Origin of the sequence: Methylobacterium fujisawaense, assembly GCF_014138435.1 — a bacterium.
In the GTDB taxonomy this organism is placed as follows: domain Bacteria; phylum Pseudomonadota; class Alphaproteobacteria; order Rhizobiales; family Beijerinckiaceae; genus Methylobacterium; species Methylobacterium fujisawaense.
Genome location: NZ_JACJIM010000004.1, coordinates 226,627 through 245,710, shown reverse-complemented (window position 1 = coordinate 245,710; position 19,084 = coordinate 226,627). Strand labels below are relative to the sequence as shown.

The following is a 19,084-nucleotide window of genomic DNA, read 5'->3' as shown; positions in this document are numbered from 1 at the left end:
GCCTCAGGCGGCCGGACGCGTGTCCCGGCGGATCGTCTCCTGCGCCAGGAGATACAGGCCCGAGCCGACGACGATCATGGCGCCCGCTACGGTCCAGCGGCTCGGAACGTCGCCGAACAGCAGGAAGCCCAGCGTCACCGACCACAGCAGCTGCGTGTAGATGAACGGTGCCAGCACGTTGGCCGGGGCCCGGGCATGGGCCATCACCAGCAGCCAGTGGCCCAGCGTCCCGAACAGCGCGACCCCGAACAGCAGGGCCCAGTGGGTCAGGCTCGCCGGGCTCGTCCAGATCCAGGGCAGGAGCGGGGCCATCAGCGCGAGGCCCGCGAGCCCCGTGTAGAACATGGTCGTGGCGGTCGAATCGTAGGCCGCGAGCTTGCGCGTGATGATCGCGTAGAAGGCGTAGACCACGACGTTGGCGACGCACAGCAGCGCGGCCGGATGCATCCCGCCCACGCCCGGGCGCACGATCACCAGCACCCCCAGGAAGCCGACGCCGATCGCCATGAGCCGCGCCCGCGACGACCACTCGCCGAGCAGCGGCCCGGCGAGCAGCGCCACGGTGAGCGGCGCGGCGAACTGGATCGAGATCGTCTCGGCGAGTTGCAGGTAGCGCAGGGCCAGGAAGTTCAGGGCCGTGGAGGCGAAGAGCAGCAGCGAGCGGACGATCTGCAACGGCAGCCGCCGGCTCTTCACCACGCCCGGCGTGCGCACCGGGTTGATGAACAGGGAGATCATGGCGACGCTGGCCGCGTAGCGCATGAAGGTGGTGACCAGCGGGTCGACGCCGGCCCGCGCCAGGGTCTTGCCGCAGGCATCGAGGCTGGCGAAGAAGGCGACGGCCCCGCACATCAGCGCGATGCCGACGATCCGTCGGCGGCCGGCGAGGTCGACCTCCGGAGCGGCGCGCGGCGCGCCGATGTCATCGGGGACGGAGGTCGCGACCTGCGTGCTCATGCCTGACCCATCTCGGTAGAGGCCGGTTCACTGCCACGCCCGGCGCTTCGCCGGTATCCGCCGCCGCGCAGGGGAACCATGCAGCCCGCACGATCGCCCGGGCCGGGGCGGAGCTCAGCGCTTCACCGCGGCCTTCTCGGCGGAGGCCGTCTTCTCGGCGGAGGCCGTCTTGGTCGCGGTCTTGGCGAGCTTCGGCTTGGGCGGCGTGGCGCCGGCGATCAGGGCAGCCAGATGCGACTGGTCGAGCCCCGGAGCGGCGCGCGCGGCCGCCACCAGAACCGCCGCCGCAGGGGCCGGCACCGAGGCGGGGACCAGCGCGGCGGCCCGCTCGACCCGGCGCGGCTCGATGGAGCCGGTCACGGTCGGTTCGGCCGGGCGCGCCGTCGCGGTGGCGGGCGCGGCGGACTCGCGCTGCACGCGCAAAGTCCAGTGGGCGGCGGTGGAGAGCGCGGCGATGCCGAGGATCGCCTTGATGCCGCTGGTGAGCAGGGCTCGCATGGTCGTCAGGCCCGAGAGAACGCGGTTACGCGGAACCGGATCCCCGGCCCGGACGCATCATCGCGCGGGAGCGTGAACGAAGCCGCAACCGTCGCGTTCGGCCCTGTCCCGGAACGGGTCAGATCGCGGCGTCGGGACGGCTCCGGCGCTCGGTCGACGGGGAATCTTGTGGGCCTTGCGCCGAACCCGCGGTTCCTGTTCCCCGCGCTCCCGACACTCCTGCAGCGACTCGGCCCACTGAGCCTCACAGGAACGGCCCAGAGAACTGGTCCGGACCGCCCCGTCACTGCCGACCCCGCTGCCATGCAGGCCCGAGCGGGCTCGCGAAACCTTCAGGCGCATCGGCCGCTGGGGACAGCCCGTGTAGAGGGTGACAGCCGAGCCGGCAACAGAGGCGGGACCGTTTCGGTGGCCCGCGCGGCGATCCGCGCGCCGCCGCGGCCGCGGCGAAGCGTATCAGCGGGCCCCGCGGCCGACCGGAGGGCGCCCCCGAGAGCGCGGGCGCGAGCCCCGTCACGCCGAGCGCGGACTGGGGGGGCCGCGCTCGGTCAGGATCGCCCGGAGGGCCCTACCGCAGCGAGCCGCAGAAGCGCTGGATACGCCGGCAGGCCTCCTCCAGCACCGCGTTCGACGTCGCGTAGGAGATGCGCAGGTTCGGGCCGAGCCCGAAGGCCGAGCCATGCACCGCGGCCACGCCCTCGGCCTGGAGCAGCTCCATGACGAAGTCCTCGTCGGTCTCGATGGTCTTGCCGGCCTCCGTCTTCTTGCCGATCAGCGCCGCGCAGGACGGGTAGACGTAGAACGCGCCCTCGGGCGTCGGGCAGGTCAGGCCGTTGGTCTGGTTGAGCATCGACACGACGAGGTCGCGCCGGCCCTGGAAGGCCGCCCGGAACGTGGCGAGGTGATCCTGAGGGCCGTCGAGGGCGGCGACCGCAGCCCATTGCGCGATCGTGCTGGCGCCGGAGGTCTGCTGGCCCTGGACGAAATCCATCGCCTTGATGAGCGTCTCCGGCCCGGCCGCGTAGCCGATGCGCCAGCCGGTCATGGCGTAGCCCTTCGAGACGCCGTTCATGGTCAGCGTCCGCTCGACGAGCTCCGGCTCGACCTGGGCCGGGGTGACGAATTCGAAATCGCCGTAGGTCAGGTGCTCGTAGATGTCGTCGGTGAGGATGTGCACGTCCGGATAGCGGAGCAGCACGTCGGTCAGCGCCTTCATCTCGGCGCGGGAATAGGCGGCCCCGGACGGGTTCGAGGGCGAGTTGAGGACGATCCACTTGCTCTTCGGCGTCAGGACCCGGTCGAGCTCCTCGGGCTGGAGCTTGAAGCCGTTGGCCATGTCGGTGTCGGCGAAGACCGGCGTGCCGCCGCACAGGCCGACCATCTCCGGGTAGGACACCCAGTAGGGGCGGGGGATCACCACCTCGTCGCCGGGGTTCAGGGTGGCGAGGAAGGCGTTGTACAGCACCTGCTTGCCGCCCGTGCCCACGATGGTCTGCGAGACCTTGTAGTCGAGCCCGTTCTCGCGCTTGAACTTGCGCACGATCGCCTCGCGCAGGGGCACGATGCCGGAGACCGGCGGGTAGCGGGTCTCGTTCCGGTGGATCGCCGCGATGGCGGCCTGCTTGATGTGCTCGGGCGTGTCGAAGTCGGGCTCGCCCACCGACAGGCTGATGACGTCGACGCCGGAGGCCTTCAGGTCCCGGGCCTTCTGGGTCATCACGATGGTCGCGGACGGCTTCACCCGCGAGAGGACGTCGGCGAGGAGAGCCATGGCGTGCGGTGCTCCGGATTGCGTGGGCGAGGAATGCCCGTTCGCCGCCCCTTTTTGCGGCGCGGCGGACCCTAGGCCCGGGACGCTGAGCCGGCAAGGCGGTGCGCGGCACGAAGCCGGATCTCGCGCCGGGCGCGCGGCGCAGGTCTCGCCTGCGCGGCTGCTCTCGCTTTGCGGGATCGTCGTTACCAGATCCTGTCCATGACTCCGCTCTCCGTCCTCGACCTCTCCTTCGTCGGCGCCGATTCGACCCCGGCGCAGGCCCTGCACGACACCCTGGCGCTCGCCCGCCACGTCGACGGCCTCGGCTACCGGCGCTACTGGCTCGCCGAGCACCACGCCCTGCCCAACGTGGCGAGCCCCGCCCCCGAGATCATGATCGGCCAGATCGCCGCCGCGACCCGCGACCTTCGGGTCGGCTCGGGCGGGATCATGCTGCCGAACCACGCGCCGCTGATGGTGGCCGAGCGCTTCCGGGTGCTGGAGGCGCTGTTCCCGGGCCGGATCGATCTGGGTCTCGGGCGCGCGCCCGGCACCGACGGCCTCACCGCCCGGGCGCTGCGCCGCCGGGAGGCGCCGGGGGAGGGCGGCGGGGACGATTTCCTCGACCGCCTGCAGGAGCTCCTGTTCTGGGACGGCGGCTTCCCGGAGGGGCATCCGTTCGCGCGGATCGAGGCGAGCCCCGCGGGGGTGCCGCTGCCGCCGATCTTCCTGCTCGGCTCCTCCGATTACAGCGCTCGCCTCGCCGCCGAGATCGGCTGCGGCTTCGGCTTCGCGCAGCACTTCTCCGGGATGCCCGCGGAGCCGCCGATGCTGGATTACCGGAACCGGTTCCAGCCGACGCGGCTCGGCGCGAAGCCCCACGCGATCCTGGCGGTGGCGGCGATCTGCGCCCCCACGGATGCGGAGGCCGAGCGGCTGGCCTCCAGCGCGCGGCTGGCGACGCTGCGGCGGGAGCGGGGCGAGTACCGGCCGCTGCCGAGCCTCGCCGAGGCGCTGGCCTACCCGTATTCCGACGCCGAGCGGATGCAGATCGCGCGCGGCCGCGACCGCCTGCACGTGGGCGGCCCCGAGACCCTGCGGGCCCGGCTCGCCGACATGGTCCAGCGCACGCAGGCCGACGAGCTGATGGTCGTCACGGCGATCCCCGATCAGGCCGCCCGGCACGAATCCTACGCGCTGCTGGCGCAGGCCTGGGGGCTCGGCGCCGCCTCACAGGCGGCCTGAGCCGTCACCGGCCCCCGCCGCGGGGTCCTGGCGGCGCCGCCGCCGGCCGTGCAGGCTCCCGCCCGGATCACGCCCGCGACCAGACGGGCCGACCGGAGGAGAGGCAGCATGGGCAACCGACGCGAATTTCTGACCGCCACGGCCGCGGGCCTCGCCGCCGCCGCGGCGCCGGCCCGGGCCGCCGAGGAGCGCACGGCGGCTCCGAAGACCGCGCCCAACACCGCGCCGGCGGCGCCGCCGCCCTTCGGCATGCCTCGGGACATGATCCTGCTCAACATGCGCCGCGGCGACGGCTACGCCCTGGGCGTGAAGACCAGGGACGGCGTGCTCGACGTCGAAGCCGCCGGCCGGGCGCTCGGGATGCCGGTTCCCACCGACATGGACGACCTTCTCCAGAACGGGCGCGGCCCGGCGCTGCGGGCGCTGATCGACGCGGTCGAGGCCGCCCCCGACGGGCGCTTCATGCTGGCGGAATCCGGCATCGCCTACGCGCCGGTGGTCACGCGGCCCGAGAAGATCATCATGATGGGCTTCAACTACCGCCACCACGCGGAGGAGACCGGCACACCGATCCCCAAGGACCCGCCGCTGTTCAACAAGTACAACAACGCCCTGAACCACCACGGCGGCACGATCACGCTGCCGACCCAGGCGGCGCGGGAATTCGACTACGAGACCGAGCTGGTGATGGTGTTCGGCCGCGAGTGCCGGAACGTGTCCGAGGCGGACGCCCTAGACTATCTCGCCGGCTACTGCACGGGCAACGATTTCAGCGCCCGGGACCTCCAGACGCTGACCTCGCAATTCATGATCGGCAAGACCTCGGACGGGTTCGCGCCGCTCGGCCCCTACCTGGTGACCGCCGACCGGGTGAAGGACCCGAACGACCTCAAGCTCAAGACGCTGGTCAACGGCCAGGTGCGCCAGGACTGGAGCACCAACGACATGATCTTCAACTGCCGCCAGCTGATCAGCTTCGCGTCCAAGGTGATGACGATCAAGCCGGGAGACATCTTCTACACGGGCACGCCGCAGGGGGTGATCTTCGGCGAGAAGACTCCGCGCAAGGACCGGGCGTGGCTGAAGCCCGGCGACGAGGTGGTCTCGGAGCTGGAAGGGCTCGGGGCGCTGCGGTTCAAGCTGGTCTGATCGCGTTGCGCGACGGCCCGGTCCGCTGCGCCTACACGGGCGCGGCAAGCGACCGGCCCCCTTTCCCGTGCGGGAGAGGGTTGGGGTGAGGGACGAGACGCCACAGGATCGAGCCCGTCCTTGCCGCGCAGTCAGGTCGAGCCCTCTCCGGACAGACCTGATCCCTCACCCTGTCCCTCTCCCGCACGGGAGAGGGGACCCGCGCCCGATCCTGAAACCAGTCGCGCGCCCGGCCGTCCTCAGCGCCCGAACAGGCGACCGAGACGGGCGAGGAAGCCGCCGCCTTCCGCAGGTTTCGCATCGGGCGTCGCCGGCTTGGCCGCTTCCGTCTTCGGCGCCAGGACCAGCCCGAGCGCCGCCGTGTCGGTGGTCTCGCGGTCGATCAGGATCAGGCTGCCGGTCTCGCGGTTCTCCGCGTAGGCGTCGACCGCCACCGCCCGGTCGAGGCGCAGGGCCACGTCGGCGATGTCGTTGGCCGACAGGCGCTCGGCCGGGCCGGGCCTGCCGGTCTCTGGATCGATGCGCGAGATGATCCGCTCCACGGTCGCGGTGACCGTGGCGGTGCCGATCTTGGCGAACAGGCTGGCACCCGGGCTGAGATCGGTCTCGGCCGCCCAGAACAGGCGGGCGTCGAGGGTCTCGGTGACCCGCATCGGTGCGTCGGTGGCCACGATCACCTGACCGCGGGAGGCGTCGATCTGGTCGGCCAGCACCAGGGTGACTGACTCGTCCTCGCCGGCCTCGGGCAGGTCGCCGTCGGCGGTGTAGATCCGCGCCACGGTCGAGGTCCGGCCGGAGGGCTGGACCGTCACGGAATCGCCCGGGCGCACCCGGCCGCTGGCGATCCGGCCGCTGTAGCCGCGGAACTCGGAATTGGGCCGGTTGACCCACTGCACCGCCATGCGGAACGGCGCGTTCAGCGCCTCGGCGCGGACCGGCACGGTCTCCAGGTAGGCGAGCAGGGGGCCGCCCGTGTACCAGGGCGCCGCGATGCCCGGCTCCACGACGTTGTCGCCGTTCTTGGCCGAGAGCGGGATCGCCTTGACCTCGGCGAAGTTCAGATCCCGGGCGAAGTCGGAGAAGCCCGCGACGATGCCGTCGAAGGTGCCCTGCGCCCAGCCGGCGAGATCCATCTTGTTCACCGCCAGCACGACCCGGCGGATCCCGAGATTCGAGACCAGCAGCGCGTGGCGCCGGGTCTGGCGGGTCAGGCCCTGGCGGGCATCGACCAGGATCACCGCCACGTCCGCCGTCGAGGCGCCGGTGGCCATGTTGCGGGTGTACTGCTCGTGGCCGGGCGTGTCGGCCACGATGAACGAGCGCCTGTCGGTGGAGAAGAACCGGTAGGCGACGTCGATCGTGATGCCCTGCTCGCGCTCGGCCTGGAGGCCGTCCACCAGCAGCGCGAGATCCACCTCCTGCCCCTGCGTCCCGTGCTTGCGCGAATCGCGCTGGAGCGCCGAGATCTGGTCGTCGAAGATCTGCTTGGTGTCGTGCAGGAGCCGCCCGATCAGGGTCGACTTGCCGTCATCCACCGAGCCGCAGGCGATGAAGCGCAGCACCGCCTTGCTGCGGTGGGCCGTGAGGAAGGCCGCGTAGCCGGAGGCGCGATCGGCGAAGGCCGTAGGAGCCTGGTGCACCGTCATCAGAAATAGCCCTCCTGCTTCTTGCGCTCCATGGCGCCGGCCCCGTCCTTGTCGATCACCCGGCCCTGGCGCTCCGAGGTGCGGGCGGCGAGCGTCTCGCCGATGATCTCGGGGAGCGTCGCGGCGTCGCTCTCCACCGCGCCGGTGAGCGGGTAGCAGCCGAGCGTGCGGAAGCGGACGAGCCGCTGCTGCGGGGTCTCGCCGGGCGCCAACGGCAGCCGGTCGTCGTCGACCATGATCAGCTGCCCGTCGCGCTCCACCACGGGCCGCTCCTTGGCGAAGTAGAGCGGCACGATCGGAATGTTTTCCTGCTCGATGTAGAGCCAGATGTCGAGCTCGGTCCAGTTCGACAGCGGGAAGACCCGCAGGGATTCGCCCCGCTTCTTCTTGAGATTGTAGAGATGCCAGGGCTCGGCGCGCTGGCGCTTCGGGTCCCAGCGGTGCTGTGCGGTGCGCAGGGAGATGATCCGCTCCTTGGCGCGGCTCGCCTCCTCGTCGCGGCGGGCGCCGCCGAAGGCCGCATCGAACTTGTGCTTGTCGAGGGCCTGCCGCAGGGCCTGCGTCTTCATCACGTCGGTGTGGACCTCGGAGCCGTGGCTCACCGGTCCGATGCCGCGGGCGAGCCCGTCCGGGTTCGTGTGGATCAGGAGGTCGAGGCCGAGTTCCTTGGCGCGGGCGTCGCGGAAGGCGATCATCTCGCGGAACTTCCACGTGGTGTCGACGTGGAGCAGCGGGAACGGCAGCCGCCCGGGCGCGAAGGCCTTGAGGGCGAGGTGCAGCAGCACCGAGGAATCCTTGCCGATCGAGTAGAGCATCACCGGGTTCTCGGTCTCGGCGACCGTCTCCCGGAAGATGTGGATGGCCTCGGCCTCCAGCCGCTTGAGGTGGCTGAGGCGGTCGGCAGAGGTCTGTGCGGACGCAGGGGCGCTCGGCGGCACGGTGGCGGCGAGGGCGGCGCTCATCGGGCGAACTCCGGCTGGCGGGCTGAATGATCTTGGTTAGTCTTTAAAGGAGTCTCGAAAACGGCGGCCTCCTGGCCGGGCTGCACCGACGCCCCGGGGCGTCCGACATGCAGGCCGCATTCCTTCTTCTCCTCCTGCTCCCACCACCAGCGGCCGGCGCGCTCGGGCTCGCCGAGCTTCACGGCCCGGGTGCAGGGGGCGCAGCCGATCGACGGGAAGCCCCGGTCGTGCAGGACGTTGTAGGGCACGAAATTGTCGCGCACGAAGCTGTCGACCTGCGCCCGGGACCAATCGGCCAGGGGGTTCAGCTTGATCAGGCCGCGGGCGGGGTCGAACTCGGCCAGCGGCGTCTCGGCGCGGTTGGCGGACTGGCCGGCCCGCAGGCCCGTGAGCCAGCCGCTCGCGCCTTCGAGCGCCCGGCCCAGCGGCTCGACCTTGCGGAAGCCGCAGCAGGCCTGCCGGGCGGCCACCGAGCGCCGGAAGCCGTTGATGCCTTCGTCCCGAACGAACGCCTCCGCGGCCGCGCGCTCGGGCGCATAGGCGGCGATCCGGATGCCGTAGGCCGCTTCGGTCTCGGTCCAGGTGTCGTAGGTCTCGGCGAAGAGGCGGCCGGTATCGAGGGTGACGATCTCGACGCGCCCCTTCGCCAGGCCCGCCATGGCCAGGGCGTGGGTGAGCGCCTGATCCTCGACGCCCAGGCTCGTCGTGAAGACGAGGCGGCCGGGGATCTCGGCGGCGATCAGGTCGAGGCGGCCTGGAAGGTCGAGCCCGGACAACCGCTCCGCGAGGGCTTCGGCCGTCTGTCGGTCCGGACGGGTCATCGCGCCATGTCCCGGGGTTCGCATGGTGGGTGGAAAGGCCACGGCCTGCGCCATGCCTGTTGTCGAAGGGCGGAAATGTTCGCTATACCGAACGAAGTCAAGGCGCCCCGGCGCGCTTGACGGTGTCGGGCCGGCGGTTCGGCGTGCGGTTGCGCACAGCAATCGGCGCGGGCAACCTGGTCCCGAGGTAAAAGATTCTTCTCACCGAGACCGGTAGCCTCCTATATGCGCCCGCGCCCCGCGCGCGGCGGAAGCCCACGGAGACAGCTTTGGACGCGATCGATCTGAAGATTCTCGCCCTGCTGCAGACCGACGCGACGCTCTCCATCGCGGCGATCGGCGAACGCGTGGGCCTGTCGCAGACCCCGTGCTGGAAGCGGATCCAGAAGCTGGAGGCCGACGGGGTCATCGACCGGCGGGTGGCGGTGCTCGATCCGGTGAAGCTCGGCCTCGGGCTGACCGTGTTCGTCTCCATCGAGACCGCCGACCATTCCCAGGACTGGCTGCAGCGCTTCGCCGCAACCGTCTCGGCCATGCCGGAGGTGCTGGAGTTCTACCGGATGGCGGGCGACGTGGACTACATGCTGCGGGTCGTCGTCGCCGACATGCAGGCCTATGACAGCTTCTACAAGCACCTCATCGCGGTGCTGCCGCTCAAGAACGTCACCTCCCGCTTCGCCATGGAAAAGGTGAAATCCACGACGGCGCTGCCGCTGCCGGCGCCGCCCAAGAACGGGCGCCATCTGCCCGGCACCTCCCCGGTCCTCTCCGTGGTAGGAGAATGATATTCTCTTTTTTCGCAGTGCAGCGAATGTGATGTTCTCGTCTCCGCCCGTTCTGCAAAAAGAACGTTTCTTGATTGACACGGGCCGCGCAGGCCCCGACATGGTCTCGTAATGTCCCGCCAGAACCTCCTCCCGCGCACCGCCCCGTTCGGGGACGGCGAGCGCGCCAGCCTCGATGCGGTGCTCGGCGCCGCGAGCCCCACGCAGCGCGCATGGCTGGCCGGCTTCCTGGCGGGCCTCGACGCCGCCGGTGGCCAGCCCGCCGCTTTGCCGGCCGCGCCGCCCAAGGCCGCCGCGCCGCTGACGGTGATCTACGCGAGCGAATCGGGGAATTCCGAAGCGCTCGCCGGCACCGTCGCCAAGCTGGCGCGCAAGCAGGGCTTCAAGCCGAAGGTCGTGGACTTCGCCGACCTCGACATCGCGACCCTGCCCAAGGCCGGCAAGCTCGTCGCCATCGCGGCCACCTGGGGCGAGGGCGAGCCGCCGGCCCGGGCCGTGCGGGCCTATGGCGAGCTGATGGGGGAGGGCGCCCCGCGCCTCGACGGTGTCGAGTTCGCGGTGCTGGCGCTCGGCGACACCTCCTACGCGGAGTTCTGCGCCATCGGGAAGGCCCTCGACGAACGCTTCGAGGCGCTGGGAGGCAAGCGCGCCGCGGAGCGGGCCGACCTCGACCTCGACTTCGAGAAGCCGGCGGCCGACTGGATCAAGGGCGCGCTCAAGGCGCTCGCCCCGGCGGAGCAGCCCGACAACGTCGTGGCGGTGGACTTCGCCCGCGCCGGCACCGGCGAGGAGGACGACGCCGAGCCGAGCCGCGAGCCCGTGGTGGTCGAGGTCGTCGAGCACGTGAACCTCAATTCCTCGCGCTCCGACAAGGAGACGATCCACCTCGCCCTCGCCTTCGAGGAGGGCGCCCCGGCCTACGAGCCGGGCGACTCGCTGGAGATCTTCCCCGAGAACGACCCGCAGCTCGTGGACGAGATCCTCAACGCCGCCGGGCTCTCGGGCGACGAGGCCCTGCGCAAGGCGCTGCTGGCCGAGCGGGACATCACCACGCTGTCGGCCGCCACGGTCGAGCGTTTCGTCAAGGCCACCGGCCACACGCAGGCGCAGACGCTCATCGACAGCGGCGAGGCCAAGGCCTGGATCGAGGGGCGGCACCTGATCGACCTGCTGGAGACCTATCCGGCCAAGCTCACGGCCGAGCATCTCGGCACCATCACCCGGCCGCTGCCGCCGCGGGCCTACTCGATCGCCTCCTCGCGCAAGGAGGTGGGCGACGAGGTCCACCTCGCCATCGCGGCGGTGCGCTACGAGACCCACGGCCGCGCCCGCTCGGGCGTCGCCTCGGTCCACGTGGCCGACCGGATCCGCGACGGCGCCAAGCTGCGGGTGCGGCTGAAGCCGAACCGCCACTTCCGCCTGCCGCAGGACCCGGCCACCGACATCATCATGGTCGGCCCCGGCACCGGCGTCGCGCCGTTCCGCGCCTTCGTGCAGGAGCGCCGGGCGATCGAGGCCCCCGGGCGGTCGTGGCTGTTCTTCGGCGACCGGCACTTCACCCACGACTTCCTGTACCAGCTCGAGTGGCAGGACGCCCTGGAGGACGGGTCGCTCACGAAGATCGACGTGGCCTTCTCGCGGGACCAGCCGGAAAAGGTCTACGTGCAGGACCGGATCACCCAGCACGCGCAGGAGTTGGTCTCCTGGCTGGATGGGGGCGCCCATCTCTACGTCTGCGGCGATGCCAAGAACATGGCCAAGGACGTGCGGGCCGCGGTGGTGGGCGCGTACCAGACCGTGAAGAACCTGAGCGCCGCCGACGCGGAGACCCAGGTCGCGGCTTTGGAGCGCGGTCACCGCTACCAGCAGGACGTGTACTAACGGACCGGCCTTCCGAGGCCGCAGGATTGAGATTGGAGCGGAGCAGGACGGGGCGCGGGTCCCCTCTCCCGTGCGGGAGAGGGACAGGGTGAGGGATCCAGGTCTTTCCGGAGAGGGCGCATCCCTCTCCCCGACCCTCTCCCGCACGGGAGAGGGGGACCGTCGCGGCTCCCGCCCTTCCCGTGAACCGGCACGCGTTCCGCTCGGCACCCACCCCTGACGCGTGGGGTGGGAGACGCGTTCAGACAGACGGATTCACCCCATGGACGACCACAGCCCCCGCGACGCCGCCGAGACCCCGACCCCGGCCAAGCGCGTCTACGAGACCCCGCCGACCGACCGGCCGATCACCGATGCCGAGGCCGCCCGCGCGGCCCAGCTCGCGGCGAACGAGCACATCAAGATCGCCAGCGGCTATCTCCGCGGCACGCTTGCGGACGGCCTCCTGAAGCACGCCACGGGGGCGATCTCGGAGGATGACGGGCAGCTCGTGAAGTTCCACGGGATGTACCTGCAGGACGACCGCGACCTGCGCCCCGAGCGGACCAAGAAGAAGCTCGACAAGGCCTACAGCTTCATGATCCGCCTGCGCATCGCGGGCGGCGTCATCACCCCGAAGCAGTGGCTGATCCTCGACGACATCGCCCGGACCTACGCGGGCGGGGCGCTGCGGGCGACCACGCGCCAGACCTTCCAGTACCACGGCGTGATCAAGTCGAACCTGAAGCGCACGATGGCGGCCATCGACGGCGCGCTCCTCGACACGATCGCGGCCTGCGGCGACGTCAACCGCAACGTCATGGCGGCGACGAACCCGGCGCAGGCAGGCGCCCACAAGGCCGCCTACCAGCTCGCCAAGGACATCTCCGACTCGCTGCTGCCCAAGACCAGCGCGTGGCGGGAGATCTGGCTCGACGGCGAGCGCGTGGTCGGCGGCGAGGACGCGGCCGAGGTCGAGCCGGTCTACGGGCGGACCTACCTGCCGCGGAAGTTCAAGACGGTCGTGGCGGTGCCGCCCTCCAACGAGGTCGACATCTTCGCCCACGACCTCGGCTTCATCGCGATCCTGGACAAGAAGAACCAGGTGACGGGCTGGAACGTGACGGTGGGCGGCGGCATGGGCATGACCCACGGCGAGCCCGATACCTTCCCGCGCACCGCCGACGTGATGGGCTTCGTGAAGCCGGAGGACGCCCTCAAGGTCGCTGAGGCCGTGATGACGGTCCAGCGCGACTGGGGCAACCGCAAGAACCGCAAGAACGCCCGCCTCAAGTACACGATCGAGCGCTACGGGCTCGACGCCTTCCGGGCCGAGGTGGAGAAGCGGATCGGCCAGAAGCTCGGCGCGCCCAAACCCTTCACCTTCACCAACAACGGCGACCGCTACGGCTGGGTCGAGGGCGACGACGGCCGCTATCACCTCACCCTCTACGTGCCCTCGGGCCGGATCAAGGACATCGAGGGCGGGCCGCAATTCCTCTCGGGCCTGCGGCGCATCGCCGAGGTGCACGAGGGCGATTTCCGCCTCACCGGCAACCAGAACGTGATCATCGCCAACGTCCCGGCGGAGAAGCGCGCGGAGATCGACGCGCTCGTCGACGAATACGGCCTGACCCGGGGCGCGGGCGCGCTGCGGCGCAACTCGCTCGCCTGCGTGGCCCTGCCGACCTGCGGCCTGGCGCTCGCCGAGAGCGAGCGCTACCTGCCGGACCTGATGACGGAGCTGGAGGAGAGCCTCGCGTCCCACGGGCTCGCCGAGGAGGAGATCACGATCCGCTCCACCGGCTGCCCGAACGGCTGTGCCCGGCCGTTCATCTCCGAGATCGGCCTCGTGGGCCGCGGCCCCGAGCGCTACCACCTCTATCTCGGCGCCGCCCACGACGGCTCGCGCCTGAGCAAGCTCTACAAGGAGGACGTCGCGGCCTCCGAGATCCGCAGCACCCTCGATCCGCTGTTTGCCGACTACGCGAAGGGTCGGCAGCCGGGCGAGCATTTCGGCGACTACCTGATCCGCGCCGGCCACGTGGCCCGGACCACCAACGGCCCGGACTTCCACGAGCGGACCGGCGCCCTCAAGCCGGCCGTGCTCGGCTGACGGCAGGCCTCGCGCGTCCGGGACGGGGCTCCCGGACGCGCCGAGATCGCGACACGGCCGCGGATCGCGGGTTCCGGCCCGGCTCCGCCATGACCGGATCCACCATGACCGGATCTGCGCGTCCCGATCCCGAGCCGCCGGAGCGCGGCGGGAGGGATCGGGGACCCGGAGCGGCGTCCCGCCCGCGCACCGGTCCGAACCGCCGCTCCGGCATACCCTGCACCAGCGTCGAAGACCCGGCGGCGATCGCGCCCTCCCTCCCGACGAACCGCAGGCATCGGCGGCAGGCCGTCCTTCGTCCGCTGCGCGACCTCGACGAGAATGAACGTTCATTGACATGAGAATGAACGTTCATTATACAGGTGAGGCCAACAGGAGCGCACGATGGCTCTCACCCTCGAAGGCCGCTGGTCCGATCTCGATGCCGAGCGTTTCGGCGCCCGCGGCCCGGGCGCTCTCGCCCAGCTCCGCGCCGTCTGCACCCCCGCCAACCTGACCTTCGGCGCCGTCCTGGCCCTCGCCTGGCTGGCGCTGATCGGCTGGACCGGGGCCGGCCCGGACGGCTGGCAGGCCCGGATCTGCGCGGACCTGCATCAGGGACCGCAATCCTGCACCGTCGCCAGCCTGGGCAAGGATCAGAGCCGCATCACGCCGGTGGCCGTCGCCGCGCAGCCGGGGCAGTGACCGCCGCGGCGGACGGACTTGCGGAGGCCCGCGTCGGGCCCTCCGCCCGGCGCGAGCACATTCTCGACGCCGCCGAAGCCTGCTTCACGCGCAACGGCTTCCATCGCACCACCATGCAGGACCTCGCCCGCGAGGCCGCGATGAGCCCGGGCAACTTCTACCGCTACTTCGAATCCAAGGAGGCCCTGGTCCTCGGGCTGGTCGAGCGTGAGCGCGAGCGCGGCACGCTCCTGGTCGCCGAGATGGAGGGCAGCAGTGACCCGCGCGGGACGTTGCTGGGCCTCATCGCCCGCTACTTCATGTCGATCACCCGCGAAGCCGCGGCTCTGCGGGTGGAAATCTGGTCGGAATCGACGCGCAATCCGGCCATCGCCGCCATGACGGCGCAGACCGAAGTCGAGAGCCGGGACTGGTTCGTTGCGACCTTGTCGGCGCTCGCCACCGCGCCAGCTTGCGATCCGGCGGCGCTTTACGCCCTCCTCGCGCCTCTGATGAAGGGGATCGTCGTGAGCCGCGCCGCGCTGCCCGATTACGACGTCGCCGGGGCGGTCACCCAGATCCACGCGCTCCTCCATGCCGGGCTCGACGGCCGCCTGCCGTGCCCGGCGACACCGGATCGGCCCGCAGCCCGCTGATCCCGGCTCCGTGGCGGCCTCCATGGGCCGCACGGACAGGGAGCCCGCACAACCGCAATTCCCGATCGCGGGCCGGCCGTGCCGGCCATTCCCGACGACCCCCTGCACCATGTGGCGGGGTACGGCGGACGAATCCCGATGCCCGTCACCGGATGCAACGGGTTGCGAAGTTTCAGCAAATCACACGCAAAAGTTGTCAGATTTGAATGACTTCAAAGTATTTCAGAACAAATCGTGCCCTTCACGCAACACCCGGACACAGGATGCGCCCCCGATCCGCGCCATGCTCGATCGCCATTGAGATCGAGCGGCATTTGCACTCTAGGAATACAGCGTCATATCGAGACGCCACTCCTAAGAATGATTTTAAATTATGCCAGCCGATCAGATCGACGCCGTCGATCAAGCCAAATATTATCGCTCTTGCTTGATTCTCTATCGAGCCGGACTTGCAACGGCCCTTCTATTTTCTTCGCCCGCAGAGGTTCTCGCGCAATCCGCTCCGACAGCCGACGAGGTCGTTCTCTCGGAACTCAGCGTCACCGGTACCGGTCCGGTCGGTGAACGGGCAGATGGCCCCGTCATCGGCTATCGGGCGACACGCTCGGCGACGGCCACACGCACCGACACCCCCGTGCGCGACTCGCCGCAATCGATCAACATCGTTCCCCGCGCGGTGCTGACCGACCAGCAGGACCTGCGCCTGACCGATGCCGTAACCAACGTCAGCAACGTCGTGCTCGGCAGCACCATCCAGGGACGATCGCAGAACTACCTCATCCGCGGATTCTCCACGCAGGTCTTCGCCGTCGACGGTGTGCTGGTCGATCCAGCGATCAACTTCTACCCGGTCACACGGGACCTTGTGGATGCCGAACGTGTCGAGGTCATCAAGGGGCCAGCCTCCATGCTGTTCGGTCGCGGCGATCCGGGCGGGGTCATCAACATCGTGACCCGCCGGCCGACGCTTGAACCGACAGCCGATGCGAGCGTCCAGGGCGGCAGCTTCGGCTTCCGGCGCTTCCAGGGCTCCGTGTCGAGTGCGCTACCTGCTGTCGAGGGGCTTGCCGCCCGTCTCAGCTTCGCCGCGCAGGAAGATCCGACCTTCCGCAACTTCGGGGGCGACACCAATCGGCGCGTCTTCGTAGCGCCCGCCTTCAGTTGGACCCCGAGTGCTGACACCCGCGTCTACGTGAACTCGGAATTCACCAACCAGCACAGCCAGTATGACGAAGGTCTGGTGGCCTTCCGTGGCCGCGTGCCCCTCGACAACATCAGCCGGTTCTACGGCGAGCCCTCGTCACGATACTCCGGAGCCTTCAACACGATCACCATGCGGGCCGAGCACGACGTCAACGAGAACCTGATGCTCCGGCAGATCGTCAGTGGGCAATGGGGCACCTTCGACGTGTTCGCGGCCCGCGCCGAGAGCGTCAACACTGCCGGCACGCTGGTGAACCGACGCGAGTCAGCGGTCAATTCACGCTTTGCCGCGGTCGACACGCAGTCCGAGGCCGTGATGAAGTTCGAGACCTTCGGCCTCGCCCATACGGGGCTCCTGGGGATCGAATATTCCAACGGCTTCCGGCACGCCCTCCTGCTGCAAGGCAACCTCGCCCCCGTCAGCTTCCTCACCCCTGTGTTCGGTGCGGCCTTCCAGCCACTCCGGTTCCAGTCTGACCTGAAGCAGAAGCTGGAAGTGTACGGGTTTTATGCGCAGGACCAGATCGTGCTCGCGCCCGGATTGCAGCTCGTCGTCGGAGCTCGGTTCGACCTCGGCAGCCAATACTATTTCAGCCGCGTGCCGGCATCGAAGTCCCAGCCGCCCGAGCAGACCCTGTTTGGCGCCTCGCCGCGGGTCGGCCTGATCTACAGGCCGTTCGAGCCGCTGACCTTCTATGCGAGCTACGCCACCTCGTTCCTGCCGCAGACCGCAAGCGTCTTGAACGTGACCAGCCCGCCTCCCAGCACGGGCGATCAGATCGAGGTCGGTACCCGGGTCGATCTCAATCCCGGCCTGACCCTGAGCGCAGCCGCCTTCCGGATCACGCGGGACAACGTCGCGGCCACCGATCCACAGAACCCCACCTTCTCCGTCATCACCGGCCAGCAGCAATCGCAGGGGGTCGAGGCGGATCTGGCCGGTGAGATCCTGCCCGGCTGGAACATCATCGGCAGCGTCGGCCTGATCGACGCGCGGATCACCAAAGACACGACCTTCGCGATCGGCAATCGCCTCGCCGGCGTGCCGGTCTTCAGCGGCAGCCTCTGGACGACTTATGATGTCCAGCATGGCCCGCTCCGCGGGCTCGGGCTCGGGTTCGGCATCACCCATGTCGGCCAGCGCTACGGCGACCTCAACAACAGCTTCACCGTGGGTGCCTACAATCGCCTCGACGCGCTCGTATACTACGACTTCGACGCGCATTGGCGCTTGTCGGTCAACATGCGCAATCTGACGAACGCACGTTACATCGAGGCGCCGACGAGCGTGACCAACAACACGCCCGGCGCGCCGTTCACGGTGCTCGCGACGATCACCGCCCGGCTCTGAACCGGGCGGGCGGCCTCGCGGAGGCGGCGGCCTCGTCTATCGCGTCACCGGGGGAGTGCAGTGCTGCCGGTCCCGCACGGAGCGATGCACGCCCGGGCGGCGCTCCACGGACCGGCGTCATGACGCCCCGCTCGCCTTCGCGGCGCTCGCGACGGCGAGCGGGCTGGAGCGGCCGAAGGCCACACGGGCGCAGGGTCTCACACCGCGCGGACGGCCCCTGCCGACGCTTTCGGCTCGACGGCCCTGCGCCGGGCACCGGCGCGGCGGCGCAGGACGTAGAGGGTCAGGCCGGTGGCCGCGAAACCCGGCATGGCCAGGGCCGCGAGACAGAACAGCAGAGCGACGAGATCGCCGAAGAAGCGGCCGCGATGCACCTCCAGGATGTTGTCCAGGAGACGCCGGCCCAGCGGCGCATCGGTGGCGCGCTCGGCGGCCAGCAAGGCGCCCGTGAGGGGATCGTAGCGCTCCTCGTTGCGGGCGCTCGGCGCATCGACGCCCTTGGGCAGCCAGCGGATCCGGATCGCCTTCGTGTCGGCCCCCGGCAGGGTCAGGACCGCTGTCCCGGCGGCGTCACCGGTCCGCGCGCGGAAATCCGCCCAGGCGCGGTCGACGGCCGCGCCGCCATCGGCCCCGGCATCGACCGGGCGTCCGGCAGCCTTGCTCCCGGCCGGTCGCGCAGGCTTCCCCGCGTCCGGAGCGCCCGCGAGCAGCCGCGTGGCGCCGTCCTTGAACGACGGGTAGGACCATGTCAGGCCGCTGAGCGCGATGACCAGGTAGACGGGCAGCAGCCACGTCCCGACCACGGCGTGCAGCGACCACCAGCGCGGCCGGCCGGGGCGCGACAGGGCCGGCTTCAGCCAGATCCGCCAGCGATGGATCCTGGGCCAGCGCAGGTAGAGACCCGTCGCCAGGAAAGCCAGCAGCGCCAGGGTGCAGGCGCCCGTGATCGTGCGGCCCCAGCCCTTGGACCCGCCGGGGAGCAGCAGCCAGCGGTGCAGGTCCCGCACCGTGGTGAAGGCCCCCTCCAGCCGCACCGGGCCGAGCAGGGTGCCGTCGTAGGGATCGGCATAGGCGGCGGGCGGCCGCGCGCGGGTCTCGGGATCGCGGGCGAAGCGGACATGGACGCTGGCGCGCGGATCGTCCGACAGGGTCAGCACGTTGGCGATACGCCCCCCCGCCTGCGCGTCGATCCGCGCCGCGAGGGTCGCGGGAGACAGCGCCGTCCGCGCGCCGGGCGTGACCTCCAGCCGGTCGCGGTTGGCGAAGGCGGTCAGCGCCTCCTCGTAGCTCATCAGCGCCCCGGTCAGGCCCATCAGGGCGAGGACGAGGCCGGCGGTGAGGCCAAGCGCCCAGTGCAGGCGGAAGAGCAGGGTCCGGAGGGAGGGAATCGGCAGCGTCATGGCAATGCCGGCTGCCTAG

Annotated in this window: 15 protein-coding genes; 8 read left to right on the top strand and 7 right to left on the bottom strand. The window is 70.4% G+C overall.

Annotated features, from left to right (window positions below; genetic code table 11):
• Positions 1–3: 3 nt before the first annotated feature.
• From GGQ91_RS13790 to GGQ91_RS13780, 3 genes are all read right to left on the bottom strand, one after another.
• Positions 4–957 (bottom strand): DMT family transporter, encoded by a 954-nt coding sequence (locus tag GGQ91_RS13790; RefSeq protein ID WP_043346933.1) that lies wholly within the window; start codon positions 955–957, stop codon positions 4–6.
• A 114-nt stretch (positions 958–1,071) separates the two neighbouring features.
• Positions 1,072–1,455: a hypothetical protein gene (locus GGQ91_RS13785; protein ID WP_182592214.1), complete on the bottom strand. Its 384-nt coding sequence runs from the start codon at positions 1,453–1,455 to the stop codon at positions 1,072–1,074.
• A 568-nt stretch (positions 1,456–2,023) separates the two neighbouring features.
• On the bottom strand, positions 2,024–3,226 hold the full coding sequence (locus tag GGQ91_RS13780; protein ID WP_182592213.1) for a pyridoxal phosphate-dependent aminotransferase: 1,203 nt from the start codon (positions 3,224–3,226) through the stop codon (positions 2,024–2,026).
• A 201-nt stretch (positions 3,227–3,427) separates the two neighbouring features.
• Between GGQ91_RS13780 and GGQ91_RS13775 the strand changes: the two genes are divergently transcribed.
• Complete coding sequence (locus tag GGQ91_RS13775; protein ID WP_043756970.1) at positions 3,428–4,453, top strand: LLM class flavin-dependent oxidoreductase; 1,026 nt, start codon at positions 3,428–3,430, stop codon at positions 4,451–4,453.
• A 108-nt stretch (positions 4,454–4,561) separates the two neighbouring features.
• Positions 4,562–5,602 (top strand): fumarylacetoacetate hydrolase family protein, encoded by a 1,041-nt coding sequence (locus tag GGQ91_RS13770; RefSeq protein ID WP_182592212.1) that lies wholly within the window; start codon positions 4,562–4,564, stop codon positions 5,600–5,602.
• A 239-nt stretch (positions 5,603–5,841) separates the two neighbouring features.
• Here GGQ91_RS13770 and cysN read toward each other — a convergent pair whose 3' ends face one another.
• The 3 genes from cysN to GGQ91_RS13755 are packed head-to-tail and all read right to left on the bottom strand — an operon-like array spanning position 5,842 to position 9,031.
• Positions 5,842–7,248, bottom strand: coding sequence for a sulfate adenylyltransferase subunit CysN (gene cysN / locus GGQ91_RS13765; protein ID WP_075380108.1), 1,407 nt, complete (start codon positions 7,246–7,248; stop codon positions 5,842–5,844).
• Positions 7,248–8,210 (bottom strand): sulfate adenylyltransferase subunit CysD, encoded by a 963-nt coding sequence (gene cysD / locus GGQ91_RS13760; RefSeq protein ID WP_043351851.1) that lies wholly within the window; start codon positions 8,208–8,210, stop codon positions 7,248–7,250. Before cysD ends, cysN begins: the two co-directional genes overlap by 1 nt.
• Positions 8,207–9,031, bottom strand: coding sequence for a phosphoadenylyl-sulfate reductase (locus tag GGQ91_RS13755; protein WP_182592211.1), 825 nt, complete (start codon positions 9,029–9,031; stop codon positions 8,207–8,209). Before GGQ91_RS13755 ends, cysD begins: the two co-directional genes overlap by 4 nt.
• 269 nt (positions 9,032–9,300) lie before the next feature.
• Here GGQ91_RS13755 and GGQ91_RS13750 point away from each other — a divergent pair, with 269 nt between their 5' ends.
• The 6 genes from GGQ91_RS13750 (at position 9,301) to GGQ91_RS13725 (ending at position 17,665) form a co-directional block, all read left to right on the top strand.
• The gene (locus GGQ91_RS13750) at positions 9,301–9,816 is read left to right on the top strand and encodes an Lrp/AsnC family transcriptional regulator (RefSeq protein WP_043351854.1); all 516 of its coding nucleotides are present in this window, start codon (positions 9,301–9,303) and stop codon (positions 9,814–9,816) included.
• Between the two features lie 111 nt (positions 9,817–9,927).
• On the top strand, positions 9,928–11,697 hold the full coding sequence (locus GGQ91_RS13745) for a diflavin oxidoreductase (protein WP_043756960.1): 1,770 nt from the start codon (positions 9,928–9,930) through the stop codon (positions 11,695–11,697).
• Positions 11,698–11,959: 262 nt separating this feature from the next.
• Entirely contained in the window at positions 11,960–13,792 is a 1,833-nt protein-coding gene (locus tag GGQ91_RS13740) for an NADPH-dependent assimilatory sulfite reductase hemoprotein subunit (RefSeq protein WP_043756958.1), read from the top strand.
• Positions 13,793–14,176: 384 nt separating this feature from the next.
• Positions 14,177–14,476, top strand: coding sequence for a hypothetical protein (locus tag GGQ91_RS13735; RefSeq protein WP_043756956.1), 300 nt, complete (start codon positions 14,177–14,179; stop codon positions 14,474–14,476).
• A complete protein-coding gene (locus GGQ91_RS13730; protein ID WP_075380106.1) occupies positions 14,473–15,111 on the top strand; it encodes a TetR/AcrR family transcriptional regulator in 639 nt (212 codons plus the stop codon). Before GGQ91_RS13735 ends, GGQ91_RS13730 begins: the two co-directional genes overlap by 4 nt.
• 373 nt (positions 15,112–15,484) lie before the next feature.
• On the top strand, positions 15,485–17,665 hold the full coding sequence (locus tag GGQ91_RS13725; protein WP_051975939.1) for a TonB-dependent siderophore receptor: 2,181 nt from the start codon (positions 15,485–15,487) through the stop codon (positions 17,663–17,665).
• Positions 17,666–17,862: 197 nt separating this feature from the next.
• Here the strand turns inward: GGQ91_RS13725 and GGQ91_RS13720 are convergent, their stop codons facing one another.
• Positions 17,863–19,065, bottom strand: coding sequence for a PepSY-associated TM helix domain-containing protein (locus GGQ91_RS13720; RefSeq protein ID WP_053608279.1), 1,203 nt, complete (start codon positions 19,063–19,065; stop codon positions 17,863–17,865).
• Between the last annotated feature and the right edge of the window lie 19 nt (positions 19,066–19,084).